9 protein-coding genes are annotated in these 15,272 nt (G+C 69.1%); 6 read left to right on the forward strand and 3 right to left on the reverse strand.

The genetic code is table 11. From position 1 onward, the window contains the following. The first annotated feature begins 7 nt into the window (after positions 1 to 7). From ACIBJH_RS12605 to ACIBJH_RS12620, 4 genes are all read left to right on the forward strand, one after another. Complete coding sequence (locus ACIBJH_RS12605) at positions 8 to 880, forward strand: sugar ABC transporter permease (protein WP_399116820.1); 873 nt, start codon at positions 8 to 10, stop codon at positions 878 to 880. A 195-nt stretch (positions 881 to 1,075) separates the two neighbouring features. After that, on the forward strand, positions 1,076 to 2,743 hold the full coding sequence (locus ACIBJH_RS12610) for a glycoside hydrolase family 13 protein (RefSeq protein WP_399116821.1): 1,668 nt from the start codon (positions 1,076 to 1,078) through the stop codon (positions 2,741 to 2,743). A gap of 150 nt (positions 2,744 to 2,893) precedes the next feature. Next, positions 2,894 to 4,270 carry an alpha-amylase family protein gene (locus ACIBJH_RS12615; protein ID WP_399116822.1) on the forward strand — a complete coding sequence of 459 codons (1,377 nt, stop codon included), beginning with the start codon at positions 2,894 to 2,896 and terminating at the stop codon, positions 4,268 to 4,270. 70 nt (positions 4,271 to 4,340) lie between these two features. Next, positions 4,341 to 5,297, forward strand: coding sequence for an LD-carboxypeptidase (locus tag ACIBJH_RS12620; RefSeq protein ID WP_399116823.1), 957 nt, complete (start codon positions 4,341 to 4,343; stop codon positions 5,295 to 5,297). A gap of 9 nt (positions 5,298 to 5,306) precedes the next feature. Here the strand turns inward: ACIBJH_RS12620 and ACIBJH_RS12625 are convergent, their stop codons facing one another. The 3 genes from ACIBJH_RS12625 to ACIBJH_RS12635 form a co-directional block, all read right to left on the reverse strand. Continuing rightward, positions 5,307 to 5,909, reverse strand: coding sequence for a DUF4232 domain-containing protein (locus ACIBJH_RS12625; RefSeq protein WP_399116824.1), 603 nt, complete (start codon positions 5,907 to 5,909; stop codon positions 5,307 to 5,309). A gap of 144 nt (positions 5,910 to 6,053) precedes the next feature. Continuing rightward, positions 6,054 to 6,908, reverse strand: a complete 855-nt coding sequence (locus ACIBJH_RS12630; protein WP_399116825.1) for a hypothetical protein — start codon at positions 6,906 to 6,908, stop codon at positions 6,054 to 6,056. A 70-nt stretch (positions 6,909 to 6,978) separates the two neighbouring features. Further along, positions 6,979 to 7,845, reverse strand: coding sequence for a hypothetical protein (locus ACIBJH_RS12635; protein ID WP_399116826.1), 867 nt, complete (start codon positions 7,843 to 7,845; stop codon positions 6,979 to 6,981). A 286-nt stretch (positions 7,846 to 8,131) separates the two neighbouring features. On the opposite strand from ACIBJH_RS12635, the gene pulA reads away from it, so the two are divergent. Together pulA and ACIBJH_RS12645 are read left to right on the forward strand one after the other, a co-directional pair. Next, positions 8,132 to 13,537 (forward strand): pullulanase-type alpha-1,6-glucosidase, encoded by a 5,406-nt coding sequence (gene pulA, locus ACIBJH_RS12640; protein WP_399116827.1) that lies wholly within the window; start codon positions 8,132 to 8,134, stop codon positions 13,535 to 13,537. Between the two features lie 75 nt (positions 13,538 to 13,612). Beyond that, complete coding sequence (locus ACIBJH_RS12645) at positions 13,613 to 15,271, forward strand: SpoIIE family protein phosphatase (protein ID WP_399116828.1); 1,659 nt, start codon at positions 13,613 to 13,615, stop codon at positions 15,269 to 15,271. The last annotated feature ends 1 nt before the right edge of the window (position 15,272 follow it).

A 15,272-nucleotide genomic window follows, 5' to 3' on the forward strand; every position in this document is an offset into this window, starting at 1 on the left:
AGCCCCCATGAGCAGCACGACCGACACCCAGCCCCGACGGGTGCGCCGCCGGGGCGAGTTGAGCCGCTCCGGCGCCCTCGCCTCGCACGGCATCCTGATCGTCGCGAGCCTGATCGCGCTCTTCCCGATCGCCTGGCTGGTCTTCCTCTCGCTGGGCCCGGACTCGGACGACTACCTCCACCCGGCCGGCATCTGGAAGAAGATGACGTTCGGCAACTACTCGTTCGTGCTCCAACACACCGAGTTCTTCGACTGGTTGAAGAGTTCGATGATCGTCTCGCTCGGCACCTCGTTCATCGGCGTGACGATCGCGGCGACCACCGGTTACGCCGTCTCGCGGATGCGCTTCCCCGGCTACCGGAAGTTCATGTGGGTCCTCCTGGTCACCCAGATGTTCCCGATCGCGGTACTCATCGTGCCGATGTACCAGATCCTGGCGGACCTCCAGCTGATCGACAGCTACCTTGGTCTCATCCTCGTCTACTGCTCGACCACGGTGCCCTACTGCGCATGGCTGCTGAAGGGCTACTTCGACACGATCCCGTTCGAGATCGACGAGGCCGGACGCGTCGACGGGCTGAACCCCTTCGGCACGTTCGCGCGACTGATCCTGCCGCTCGCCAAGCCGGGCCTGGCGGTCGCCGCGTTCTACAGCTTCCTCACGGCTTTCGGCGAGGTCGCCTTCGCCTCGACGTTCATGCTGTCCGACACGAAGTACACGTTCGCGGTCGGGTTGCAGACGTTCGTGAGCGAGCACGATGCGCAGCGCAACCTGATGGCTGCGACCGCGGTACTGATCGCGATACCTGTGGCCGCGTTCTTCTATCTCGTGCAGAAGAACTTGGTTACTGGGCTTACCGCGGGTGGCACGAAGGGCTGACGACGGGTTCGTTGTCGGCTGCTGCGCCGTCGTGGCTGGTCGCGCCCACGCGGCGGAGCCGCATATCGATACAGCCCCGCGCCCCTTTGGGGGCTCGCCCCCAAACCCCCCATCCCGGGGCGGTCGTTGTGTCCATCCGACCCCGCTGACACTTCGGCCGCCTCGCTCCAACTTCCGTTACGTACCAAGGACGCCATGACCCAGCAGCACTCGGCCATCGCCCCGACACCGAAGACCCCCGCCAAAGCCAAGCGTGGCGACTGGTGGAGAGACGCGGTGATCTACCAGGTCTATCCGCGCAGTTTCGCCGACAGCGACGGCGACGGCATGGGCGACCTGGAGGGCGTACGCTCCCGACTCCCGTATCTGCGTGACCTCGGTGTCGACGCCGTCTGGCTCAGCCCGTTCTACGCCTCGCCGCAGGCGGACGCGGGCTACGACGTCGCCGACTACCGTGCCGTGGACCCGATGTTCGGCAATCTGCTCGATGCCGACGCGCTGATCCGTGACGCCCATGGTCTCGGTCTGCGTGTCATCGTCGACCTCGTTCCCAACCACTCCTCCGATCAACACGAGTGGTTCAAGCGGGCGTTGCGGGAAGGCCCCGGCTCGCCGCTGCGGGAGCGCTATCACTTCCGTCCCGGAAAGGGCGAGCACGGTGAACTCCCGCCCAACGACTGGGAGTCCATCTTCGGCGGCCCGGCCTGGACCCGAGTCGAGGACGGGGAGTGGTACTTGCACCTCTTCGCCCCCGAGCAGCCCGACTTCAACTGGGAACACCCGGCGGTGGGCGACGAGTTCAGGTCCGTCCTGCGCTTCTGGCTCGACATCGGCGTCGACGGTTTCCGGATCGACGTCGCCCACGGGCTGGTGAAGGCGGAGGGGCTGCCCGACCTCGGCTCGCACGACCAGGTCAAGCTGCTGGGCAACGATGTCATGCCGTTCTTCGACCAGGACGGCGTGCACGACATCTACCGGCAGTGGCGCCTGGTCCTCGACGAGTACGCGGGCGAGCGCATCTTCGTCGCCGAGGCATGGACCCCGACCGTGGAGCGGACGGCCAACTACGTCCGCCCGGACGAGCTCCACCAGGCCTTCAACTTCCAGTATCTGGCGACGGATTGGGACGCGAAGGAACTCCGTACGGTCATCGATCGCACCCTGGAGGCCATGCGTCCCGTCGGTGCCCCCGCCACCTGGGTCCTCTCCAACCACGACGTCACCCGGCACGCCACCCGCTTCGCCAACCCGCCCGGCCTCGGCACCCAGATCCGCACGGCCGGGGACCGGGAACTGGGCCTGCGCAGGGCCCGCGCGGCGACGCTGCTGATGCTGGCGCTGCCCGGCTCGGCGTACGTCTACCAGGGCGAGGAACTCGGTCTGCCGGATGTCGTCGACCTGTCGGACGAAGTGCGCCAGGATCCCGCCTACTTCAGGGGCGCGGGCCAGGACGGCTTCCGTGACGGGTGCCGGGTGCCGATCCCGTGGACGCGCACCGGATCGTCGTACGGCTTCGGGAACGGCGGGAGTTGGCTGCCGCAGCCGGACGGCTGGGGCGAGTTGAGCATCGAGGCGCAGACCGGGACGGCCGGCTCGACGCTGGAGCTGTACCGGGCCGCGCTCGCCGCCCGCCGCACCCAGCCCGACCTCGGCGCGGGCGACTCGGTGGAGTGGCTGCGGGCGCCCGAGGGCGTACTCGCCTTCCGGCGGGGGGAGTTCGTGTGTGTCGCGAACACGAGCGGGGAGTCGGTGACGACGTCGGCGTACGGCCGGCTGCTGCTCGCCAGCGGTGAGGTGACCGAGGCGGACGGCGAGGCGAAGCTGCCCGCCGACACGACGGTCTGGTGGACCACCACCCCGTAACCACCCCTCCGCCACGGGAAGTTCTTGCAGCAACTTCACACGGCCCGCTGCCCTTTTGGGCGGCGGGCCTTTAACATCTGGCCACCGCAAGGTTTCCACGGGATTTCAGCAAGAACCTTCAAGCGCCTTCAACGGAGAAGGAACCCCAACATGGCCAGCAGCAGATCACTTGCAGGCGCCTTCGCCCTCGCCGCCGCGACGGCGGTCCTGGTGCCCGGCACCGCACACGCCTCCCCGCCCGGTACCAAGGACGTCACCGCCGTCCTCTTCGAGTGGAACTTCGCCTCGGTCGCCAAGGAGTGCACCAACACCCTCGGCCCGGCCGGCTACGGCTACGTGCAGGTCTCCCCGCCCGCCGAGCACATACAGGGCTCGCAGTGGTGGACGTCGTACCAGCCGGTGAGCTACAAGATCGCCGGGCGGCTCGGCGACGCGACCGCGTTCCAGAACATGATCAACACCTGTCACGCGGCGGGCGTGAAGGTCGTCGTCGACACCGTCATCAACCACATGTCGGCGGGCAGCGGCACCGGCACCGGCGGTTCGTCGTACACGAAGTACAACTACCCGGGCCTGTACTCCTCGTACGACATGGACGACTGCACGGCGACGGTCAGCGACTACACCAACCGCGCCAACGTCCAGAACTGCGAACTCGTCGGCCTCGCCGACCTGGACACCGGCGAGGAGTACGTCCGCGCCACCATCGCCGGTTACATGAACAGCCTCCTCGGCTACGGCGCGGACGGCTTCCGCATCGACGCGGCCAAGCACATCCCGGCGACCGACCTCGCGAACATCAAGTCCCGGCTGAGCAATCCGTCGGTGTACTGGAAGCAGGAGGTCATCTACGGCAGCGGAGAGGCCGTCCAGCCCACCGAGTACACCGGCAACGGGGACGTCCAGGAGTTCCGCTACGCCTACGACCTCAAGCGGGTCTTCAACAACGAGAACCTCGCCTACCTGAAGAACTACGGCGAGGGCTGGGGCTACATGAGCAGCTCGGTGGCGGGAGTCTTCGTCGACAACCACGACACCGAGCGCAACGGCTCGACCCTGAACTACAAGGACGGCGCCAACTACACCCTGGCCAACGTCTTCATGCTCGCCTACCCCTACGGCGCCCCGGACATCAACTCCGGCTACGAATGGTCGGACACGGACGCCGGCCCGCCCAACAACGGTGCGGTGACCGCCTGTTGGCAGGACGGCTGGAAGTGCCAGCACGCCTGGCCGGAGATCAAGTCCATGGTCGCCTTCCGCAACGCCACCAGTGGCCAGTCCCTCACCAACTGGTGGGACGACGGCAACGACGCGATCGGCTTCGGGCGCGGCAGCAAGGGCTACGTGGCCATCAACCACGAGTCGTACTCGCTGACCCAGACGTATCAGACCTCGCTGGCCGCGGGCACGTACTGCAACGTCCAGAACAACACGACGGTGTCCGTGAACTCCAGCGGGCAGTTCACCGCCACTCTGGGCTCCAACACTGCCCTCGCGATCTACACGGGCAAGACCGGCTGTTGAGCGGGGCGGGGCCGGAACTCCCGTGAGGGGTGCGGGAGTTCCGGCCCCGCGTACGGGGGAAGATCGCCGTATGGACACTTCCGACAACCTCCCGAGCTGGAGAGCGCCGCGGTTGCGGCCGGGCGACCGGGTGCGGATCGTCGCCCCGGCCTGCCCGCCCGGACGCGAGCATGTCGCCCGTGGCGTCGAGGAGTTGACGTCATGGGGGCTGCGGCCCGAGGTGGGCGAGCACGTCTTCGACCGGTGGGGGTACATGGCCGGGCGGGACGAGGACCGGGTCTCCGACCTGAACTCCGCGTTCCGTGATCCGGGGGTCCGCGCGGTGTTCGCCGCCATGGGCGGCAAGGGCACCTACCGCATCGTCGACGACCTCGACACCGACGCGCTGCGCCGTGACCCGAAACCGGTGGTCGGCTTCAGCGACATCACCCACCTGCACCTCGCGCTGTGGGCCCGCTGCCGCCTGGCCTGCCTCCACGGGCCCTTCCCCAACGCGAGCGACGACCGGTGCGGGCCCGCTTCGGCCGACGCGGTCCGCCGGGCCCTGATGACCACCGAGCCCGTCGTCATCCGCCGGGACGCGGGCGAGGCCACCGCCGCGGTCACCGTCGAGGGCACCGCGACCGGCGTCCTGCTCGGCGGCAACCTCGACGCGATCCGCACCGAGACCGGCGCCGGGCTGCCGAGCCTCAAGGGGGCGATCCTCTTTCTCGAACACAAGAGGGGTACAGGGCTCGGGGAGGTCGACCGCGCGCTGACCCAGCTGGCCCGGGCCGGGGCGCTGGAGGGCTTGCGCGGTGTGGCGCTCGGCCAGTTCATCGGCTTCGAGCAGGATGCCGACGACGCGGCCCTCGGGGGATGGGGCATCGCCGACATCCTGCGTGACCGGCTCACCCGCCTGGGCGTTCCCGTCCTCGGCGGGCTCCCGGTCGGCCACGGCCCGCATCCGCCGGCCGTTCCGCTCGGCACGCGGGCCACCATCGACACGGCCGAAGGAACACTGACGGTGCAGCCGGCAGTCGTATGACCGCCCAGGTCAGTCGTTGACGGTGATGTGCCTGGCCAGCGCGGTGACCGACAGGTCGCCGTGGTCGACCCACTGGGGGAAGGCCAGCGTCTTGTGCTGGGTGGAGCCGGGCGGGGTGATCTCCAGGAAGGAGGCGCGGACCGCGCCCGACGTGCCCGTGTTGGCGTGGGTCCAGGCGACGACGGCCTCGGCGCTCTGGCCGTCCTTGAGCGTGAGGGTCTTCTTGCCGGGGTTGTGCGCGTACCAGGTGTTGCCCCAGTGGGTGTGGGCCGTGAGCTTCCTGTGCGCGGAGTTCTCCAGGCCCAGGCCGGGGTAGCCGCGCAGCGCGCAGGTCCTGCCGCTGAGGTTGCGCAGCGTGATGACCACACCCTGGTGGTTCATGCCACCGGCGAGCCCGCGGCCGAAGGTGGCCTTGAGCGCCCCGGCGGAGCAGGTCGGCGTCGCCCTCGCGGTGCTCGTGGTGGTCGCGGCGTTGGCGGTGGTCGCCCAGGCCGCGAGCCCCAGCCCGGCTACGGCGGCCAGACCGACCACCGTACGCCCGAAGCGGCGCTCGGCGCGGTGCCGGGGCTTGGCGGGGCCGGCCTGGTCGGTGGTGTTCTGCTGCTCGTTCACGGTGATCGTGCTCCACTCCTGCTCCGCGGCCCGGGCCGCGGTGTGCGCCCTGTGCCGTCCTCCGGTGCCCTACACGAACTCCGATGCGCGGCCCGGCGGATTTGTTCGCGGAAGTCGGCGGGAGATTGTTCGGAGCGGAACGCGTCAGCTCTCGCCCGCCGACGACAGCAGGCGGTCGATCGCGGCCTTCTTGTAGTAGTCGGTGCCGCCGACCGTGATGTGTCTGCGCGGGGCGTCCTTGCGGCGCAGCAGGGTGCTGACCCGTTCGCGGCGCTGTTCGGCGGTGCCGTCGTGGCCGGACCGGGCCAGGAGTTCCGCGATGTCGCTGCGGGCGATGAGTCCATGACGGGGCATCAACTGGCTTGCCGCTTCGGCGAGATAGGCCCGTGCCACGGTGTGGGCGACTCCCAGTTCGTGGGCGAGTCTTGTCGTGGTCAGGTCCTCCGGGCCGGTCAGGGCCGCCTCCAGTCGGGCGACGACCTTCGGGACGCGTCCGTCCGCGCGCCGTGCCGCGTATCCGGGGCGCTCGGTGTCGTACCAGAGGAACCAGTCGGCCACGGCCGCCGCGTCCCGCTTGCGTCCTACGGCGCGGGGGAACGGCCTGACCGGGTGGTTCTCGTAGGACTTGGCGAGGTTGCTGACGGCCCCGGGTGTCACCCCGCGCCGCCGGGCGATGTCGGTCCACCCCCACTGTTCGCCGGGCGCGTGGCTCAGTCGGTGGGGCTCGGCGGCCAGGCGTGGGCCGGTGCGCAGCACACCGGTGTCGTCCTTCGGTTCGAAGAGGTTCCGGCGGATCAGTGCCGCGACGGCCGCGCGCTCGATGAGTTGGGTGTTGTGCGGGCCCGTGCGGATCGTGGACGGGCCGAGGATTCCTTCGGCCACCCAGGTGCGGACAGTCTTCTCCGAGACGCCGGCCAGCTCACCCACCTGCCTGCGCGTGATCCAGGGATCGCGCAGCGCGGCGAGCCGCTGCTCGAACTGTTCTCGTGTAGTGGTCATCCTTTCCATGGTCCCGCCCGGCTCCGACGGGAGCCACGCGGGGTCCCGTCGAAGCCGGGGGCGCCGGCCGCTACTCCTCTTCGTACGGCCGCATGACGATGAGCATGCTCTGCAGGACCGAGTGGATACGGCTCACGAGTTCGGCGGGGACCTCCGCCGTCCTGGTGCTGGAGCCGTCCCGCTCGGTGATGGTGATGAGGGCCCCGCCGGGGTTGTCCAACTGCTCCTGGTGACACGGCAGTTGGGCCAGTTCCCCGACCAGCCGGGCCAGTGCCCTCGCGGTGACCTCCTGCTCGGGTGCCGGGACGGGCAGCGGGCGGTGGACGTCGTGGCGCAGGCCCGCCTCGGTGACGTAGCGGGAGACGTGCTTCGCCATCAGGCTGACGTCGGCCCCACCGGTCGCTGTCCCACCGGCCGCCCCTGCCTCCTGCTCCTGTGGCGCCGACTGGTAGACGACCGCGGACTTGCCGCCGGGGCCCTTGTGCCGGACCAGCCAGCCGGTGACCTGGCTCAGTTGGGGCGGGAGCCCCTCCGGGGCGCCGATGACGAGTCGGGTGCCGTCGGCGAGGTAGACGCAGATCAGATGACAGCCGCCACTGGTGGTGACGACCCCCGCGTCGAGCCCGTTGCTCCGCAGCGCGTCCAGGACCGGGCCGTACTGCGGCCCGCTCTGCCCCGGGGTGCGTGTGTAGTCGAGGATCGCCGTGACCACGGGCTCCGGGGTGGAGGGCCACTCCAGATATCCGCACTCGTTCGTACGGGTCCCCAGGAAGGTACGGCGCTGCCAGAACAGCCGGGGCTCGCTGCCGCTCCGGCTGGGCCCCAGGATCAACTGGTCCCTGCTGCTGGGCAGGTTGACCACGATCTGGCCGTCATCGGTCAGAGCGGCGTCCAGCGCCTCCGCTCTCAGGGCCTCCGCCAGACGGGATAGCTCCATCAACGGCTTTCCTTTCACATGCCCTTAGTTGCCTAGGTAAATCTATTGAACAGGGGTAGCGAGCGGGGCTGCCCGTTTCCGTGTTCCGCGATGTGCAACAAGTACGGCCTGTAGGACGGGCTCTCGGAGTGATCGGTTCCAGACCCTTTCGGTGGGGAATACCCAAGGCCGCCGGTGAAAGTTCTTTCCATGCGTTTCATGACTCTTGCTGCAATGCTTGCGTCGGCGATACGGTCTCGCCGGGGTCGGACCCGAACTGAGCCGTAATCGCAAGGAGTTCACGCCTGTGATACCGAGATGGCCGGCGTCCCGCACGCGCCGCACCGAGCGACGGAGAAGGGCAACGGGCATCCTCGTCGCCGCACTTCTCGCAGCGTTCCTCCAACCCCTCGCCGCCCACGCCGCGATCCCGCCCGCACCCCCGTCCGACGCGAAACTTGCCGCCACGCCCGCCCGGCACGACGACACCCGCGAGCAGTTCTACTTCGTGATGCCGGACCGCTTCGCCGACGGCGACACCTCCAACGACCAAGGAGGGCTGACCGGTTCACGCCTCAGCACCGGATACGACCCCACCGACAAGGGCTTCTACCAGGGCGGCGACCTCAAGGGCCTGACCGACCGGCTCGACTACATCAAGGGCCTCGGCACCACCGCCATCTGGATGGCCCCGATCTTCAAGAACCAGCCCGTGCAGGGGACGGGGAGCGACGCCTCCGCCGGCTACCACGGTTACTGGATAACGGACTTCACCAAGGTCGACCCGCACTTCGGCACCAACAAGGACCTCGCGACCCTCATCTCCAAGGCCCACGCCAAGGGCATGAAGGTCTTCTTCGACGTCATCACCAACCACACCGCCGACGTCGTCGACTACGAGGGCAAGTCCTACGACTACCTCTCCAAGGGCGCCTTCCCCTACCTCACCAAGGACGGGCGGCCCTTCGACGACGCCGACTACGCGGACGGCACGAAGACCTTCCCCGCCGTCTCCACCTCCTCCTTCCCGAAGACCCCGACCGTCCCCGCCGGCAAGGCGGACGTGAAGGTCCCGTCCTGGCTCAACGACCCGACGATGTACCACAATCGGGGCGACTCGACCTACGTCGGCGAGAACGCCACCTACGGCGACTTCTCCGGCCTCGACGACCTGTGGACCGAACGGCCCGAGGTCGTCAGCGGCATGGAGAAGATCTACGAGAAGTGGGTCCGCGACTTCGGCGTCGACGGCTTCCGCATCGACACCGTCAAGCACGTCGACATGGACTTCTGGACCCAGTGGGCGACGGCCCTCGACAAGTACGCCGCCGCGCACGGCCGGAAGAACTTCTTCATGTTCGGCGAGGTCTACTCCGCCGACACGTCCGTCACTTCGCCCTACGTCACCCAGGGCCGCCTGGACGCCACGCTCGACTTCCCCTTCCAGGACGCGGCCCGCGCCTACGCCTCCCAGGGCGGCAGCGCGCAGAAGCTCGCGAGTGTCTTCGGCGACGACTACAAGTACACGACCGACAAGGCCAACGCGTACGAGCAGGTCACCTTCCTCGGCAACCACGACATGGGCCGCATCGGCTACTTCCTGAACCAGGACAACCCGAAGGCCACCGACGCGGAGTTGCTCGCCAAGGACAAGCTGGCCAACGAGCTGATGTTCCTCAGCCGCGGCAACCCCGTCGTCTACTACGGCGACGAACAGGGCTTCACCGGCTCCGGCGGCGACAAGGACGCCCGCCAGACGATGTTCGCGTCGAAGGTCGCCGACTATCTGGACGACGACGAGATCGGCACCGATCGCACGGCCGCGAGCGACGCCTACGACCCGACTGCCCCGCTGTACAAGGAGATCGCCGCTCTCTCCAAGCTACGCAAGGACAACCCGGCGCTGACCGACGGTGTGCAGACCGAGCGTTACGCGGCCGACGGTGCCGGGGTCTACGCCTTCACCCGGACCAGTGGCGGCGCCGAGTACGTCGTCGCCCTCAACAACGCCGACACGGCCAGGACGGTGACCTTCGCGACCGGTTCGCCGGACATGAAGTACCGGGGGATCTACGGGAGTTCGGCCACCGTCACGAGCGGCGCCGACAACAAGGTGACGGTCACCGTCCCGACCGGTTCCGCGATCGTGCTGAAGGCGGCCGGTTCCCTTGCCCGGCCGGTGAGCAAGCCCACGATCACCCTCAAAGCCCCGGACGCCGGAGCCACCGGCACCGTCGAGCTGAGCGCGGATGTCGCGGGCGGCCAGCTCGACCGGGTCGTCTTCGCCGCCCAGACCGGCAACGGCACGTGGCAGACGCTCGGTTCCGCCGACCACGCCCCGTACAAGGTCACGCAGACCGTCGGCAAGGACGTGGCGCCCGGAACGGCTCTGCGGTACAAGGCAGTTGTGGTCGACTCCACCGGACGCACGGCGAGCGCGACAGCCGCCTCCACCTCCGGCACCCCGCCCGCCGAGGAGGTCCCCACCGCCTCCTCCCGCGACTACGCGGTCGTCCACTACAAGCGCACCGACGGCGACTACGACAACTGGGGTCTGTACGCCTGGGGCGACCTGGCCGACGGCGAGGCGACGACCTGGCCGGCCAGTCACCCGTTCGTCGGGCGTGATGCCTACGGTGCCTTCGCCTACGTCAAGTTGAAGCCCGGGGCGACGAACGTCGGCTTCCTGGTGATCGACAAGGACGGCAACAAGGATGTCTCCGCCGACCGTTCGATCGACGTCACCAAGACCGGCGAGGTCTGGATCGAGCAGGGCAAGGACACCGTACAGACGGAACGCCCGTCCTACCCGGCGCAGGACACCGCCAAGGCCGTCATCCACTACCACCGCGCCGACGGCGACTACACCGGCTGGGGCCTGCACGTCTGGACGGGCGCCGCGAACCCCACCGACTGGTCGAGCCCGCTGCAGCCGGTGAAGACCGATGCCTACGGCGCCGTCTTCGAGGTGCCGCTCAACTCGGGTGCCACCAGCCTCAGTTACATCCTCCACAAGGGCGACGAGAAGGACCTCTCCACCGACCAGTCGCTCGACCTCAAGACCAACGGCTACGAGGTCTGGCTGCTGAACGGCCAGGAGAAGTACCTCCTGCCACAGCCCGCCGGCAGCGCGGCGGCCCTCGACCTGACCACCTCCAAGGCGGTCTGGATCGACCGGAACACGGTCGCCTGGAACGGCTCCGACGCGGCTGCCTCCACCCAACTCCTGTACTCCCACGACGGTTCGATCGCCGTGCAGGACGGCACGCTGACGAGCGACGACGAGCGCTGGCTGCGGCTGTCGAAGACCACGCTCACCGATGCGCAGAAGGCCAAGTTCCCCTACCTGAAGGACTACACGGCCTGGTCCGTCGACCCGCGTGACCGGAGCCGGGTGCAGGAGGCCCTGACCGGGCAGCTCGTCGCCTCCCAACGGGCCGTCAACGGCGCAGTGTTGGCGGCGACCGGCGTACAGATCGCCGGTGTCCTCGACGACGTGTACGCCGGTGCGACCAAGGCCGACCTCGGTCCGACCTTCCGCAAGGGCCGTCCCACGCTGGCTGTTTGGGCGCCGACGGCACAGACCGTGTCCCTCGACCTCGACGGCTCGCTGAAGAGGATGAGCCGTGACGCCACCACCGGCGTCTGGTCCGTGACCGGTCCGGCTTCCTGGGAGAACAAGCCGTACCGGTACGTCGTGAAGGTGTGGGCGCCGACCGTCCGGAAGGTCGTCACCAACCAGGTCACCGACCCCTACTCGGTCGCCCTCACCGCCGACTCCGAGCGCAGCCTCGTCGTCGACCTCGACGACAAGTCCCTTGCCCCGAGCGGTTGGTCGACCCTGAAGAAGCCCAAGGCGGTGGCGCTGAAGGACGCCGAGATCCAGGAGCTGCACATCCGGGACTTCTCCGTCGCCGACAAGACCGTCCCCGCGAAGGACCAGGGGACGTACCTCGCCTTCACCGACAAGGACAGCGACGGCTCGAAGCATCTGCGGGAGCTGGCCAAGTCCGGGACGTCGTATGTCCACTTGCTGCCCGCCTTCGACATCGCGACCATCCCGGAGAAGAAGTCCGAGCAGTCCACCACCGACTGCGACCTCGCCTCCTACGCGGCCGACTCGGAGCAGCAGCAGGCGTGTGTGGCGGCCGTCGCCGCGAAGGACGCCTACAACTGGGGTTACGACCCTTACCACTTCACGGTTCCGGAGGGTTCGTACGCGACCGATCCGGACGGCACGGGCCGTACCGTCGAGTTCCGCAAGATGGTCAAGTCGCTGAATCAGGACGGGCTTCGGGTCGTCATGGACGTGGTCTACAACCACACGGCGGCCAGCGGGCAGGCGGACTACTCGGTGCTCGACAAGATCGTGCCCGGCTACTACCAGCGGCTGCTGGCCGACGGCAGCGTGGCCACCTCCACCTGCTGCGCCAACACGGCCACCGAGAACGCCATGATGGGCAAGCTCGTCGTCGACTCCGTGGTCACCTGGGCCAAGGAGTACAAGGTCGACGGCTTCCGCTTCGACCTCATGGGGCACCAGCCGAAGGCCAACATCCTCGCCGTACGCAAGGCGCTGGACGCGCTGACGCTCGCCAAGGACGGCGTCGACGGCAAGAAGATCATCATGTACGGCGAGGGCTGGAACTTCGGCGAGGTCGCCGACGACGCCCGGTTCGTGCAGGCCACGCAGAAGAACATGGCCGGCACGGGCATCGCCACCTTCTCCGACCGGGCCCGTGACGCGGTGCGCGGCGGCAGCCCCTTCGACGCGGACCCCGGTGTCCAGGGCTTCGCGTCCGGACTCTACACCGACCCCAACTCCTCGACGGCGAACGGCACTTCGGCCGAGCAGAAGGCCCGCCTCCTGCACTACCAGGACCTCATCAAGGTCGGCCTGAGCGGCAACCTCGCCAAGTACCGCTTCACCGACACCGACGGGAAGGACGTCACCGGCGCCGAGATCGACTACAACGGCACGGCCGCCGGATACGCGGACGCGCCAGGCGACGCCCTCGCCTATGTCGACGCGCACGACAACGAGTCGCTGTTCGACGCGCTGACGTACAAGCTGCCCGCCGGGACCGGCGCCGCCGACCGGGCCCGGGCGCAGGTCCTCGCGATGGCCACGGCCACCCTCTCGCAGGGTCCCTCGCTGTCGCAGGCCGGTACCGACCTGCTGCGCTCCAAGTCCCTGGACCGCAACTCCTTCGACAGCGGCGACTGGTTCAACGCGATCCACTGGAACTGCGCCGACGGCAACGGCTTCGGGCGGGGGCTGCCGTTGGCGGCCGACAACGCGTCCAAGTGGCCGTACGCCAAAGGCCTGTTGGCGTCGGTCAAGGTCGGCTGCGGGCAGATCGAGGGGGCCTCGGCCGCGTACCAGGATCTGCTGAGGATCCGTACGACCGAGGGTGTCTTCTCGCTCGACACGGCCGGGCAGGTGCAGGCGAAACTGTCGTTCCCGTTGTCCGGGAAGGACGAGACGCCCGGGGTGATCACCATGGAACTCGGTGATCTTGTCGTCGTGTTCAACGCGACGCCGAGCGGGCAGGAGCAGAAGGTGAGTGCCCTGGCCGGTACCGGTTTCCGGCTGCACCCGGTGCAGGCGGCGGGGGCGGACGCCGTGGTGAAGTCCGCTTCCTACGACAAGGGGACCGGTACTTTCGTGGTTCCGGAGCGCACAGTGGCGGTATTCACCCGGACATCCTGAAAGCGCATTATCGTGGTGGGGCGGGCTGTGACATCGGCCTGCCCCACCGGTGTGTCAAAGGGCCAGGTCTGACAAATGGACGTCAATGGCAAGCTGACGCACGCGACCGTGCTGCTCGTGGACGACGAGCCCGCGAGCCGGTTCGCGGTCGAGAGTGTGCTGAGCAGGGCCGGTCATCGGGTGCTCGCGGTCGGCAGCGGCGGCGAGGCGCTCGCCGAGCTCGACGTGCGGCTGCGCAAGGGGAATCTGCCCGATGTGGCGCTGATCGACGTGCACCTCCCGGACATGAGCGGGTTCGACCTCTGTCAGCTGCTCAAGGAACGGCCGCGCATGGCGGGCCTGCCGGTCGTGCACGTCTCCGCCCTCGCCGCCCCGCCCAGCGACCGCTGCCCGGCGCTCGACGCGGGCGACGAGGCCTATCTGACCGTGCCCGCCGAGCCCGAGGAGATCGAGGCGGCCGTCCGGGCCGCGGTCCGCGCCGCCCGGCTGCGCGCCGACGACCAGGCGCTCGTCAAACGGCTGACCCTGCTCTCCGAGATGATCGTCACCATCCAGGCGGCGCGCTCCCTCCAGGAACTCGTCGAGGTCGCCGCCGACGGCACCGCGCGCCTCACCAACACCCCTGCCGCCGTGTTCGTCCTCGACCGGGACGACGAGCTGTACCGCGGCCTCCCGCGGGAGCGCACCTCGGTCGCGCTGCCGGCCCCCGGCGCCGACCGGGCCGTGGCCCGGCTGCTGCGGCGGCTCTCCCAGGGGCAGTCCGGGGTGCAGATCACCACGGTGCCCGCGCCGCTGTGGCCCACCGGCTACTTCCGGCCCGGAGTGGAGCACGACGCCCGGCTCGCGGTGGTCCTCACCCAGGAGGGCCGGGCCCCGGTCTGTCTCGCCGCGCCCACCCGCGGGCTGCGCCGCGTGGGCCCCGAGGCCGAGGCGCTGCTGGCGCAGCTCGCCCAGGCCACCGCGCTGGCCGCCGAGCCGCTCCTCATGTACCAGGTCGAACGGCATGTCGCCCTCACACTCCAGCGCAGCTTCCTGCCCAAACCGGACCAGCTGCCCGAACTGGCGGGCGTCGAGGCCGCCGTCCGGTACGTGCCCGCCTCTCAGGACGCCGAGATCGGCGGCGACTTCTACGCCGTCCTGCGGGCCGGCGGGGGAGTGCTCTTCGCGGTCGGTGACGTCGTCGGGCACTCGCTGGAGGCGGCCACCGTCATGGTGGAGATACGGCACGCGCTGCGCGCCTACTGCGTCGACGAGAGCGACCCGAGCGTGCTCGCCGAGCGGCTGGACCGGATGCTGCGGCACTACCACCCCGAGACCACGGCCACCATGTGCCTGGCCCTCGTCGACCCCGGCACCGGGCGCACCCTGATCTCCAACTCCGGCCACATCCCGCCGCTGATCGTCCGGGACTCCGGCACGGCGGACTACGCCAAGGCGGCGGGCCCGCTGCTCGGCGTGGGCCTCTCCCACCCGCCGCCCACGGAACTGTTCCTCGAACCCACCGACCGGCTCCTGATGATCACCGACGGTCTGATCGAGACCCGCGGCACGGACATCGCGGCCTCCATGGAACACCTCCGCGCCGCCGCCTCCGGCGCCCTGCCCGGCCTGGACGCCCTGTGCGACACCCTTCTCGACTGCTTCGGCGTCGACCGGGGAGACGACATCGCGATGCTGGCGCTGCGGCTAGGGCCTGTCCGGCCGATCAAGTCGCAGGAAACCAGCGGTGCCTGAT

This window comes from Streptomyces sp. NPDC050548, from assembly GCF_044457385.1.
Classification (GTDB): Bacteria; Actinomycetota; Actinomycetes; order Streptomycetales; family Streptomycetaceae; genus Streptomyces.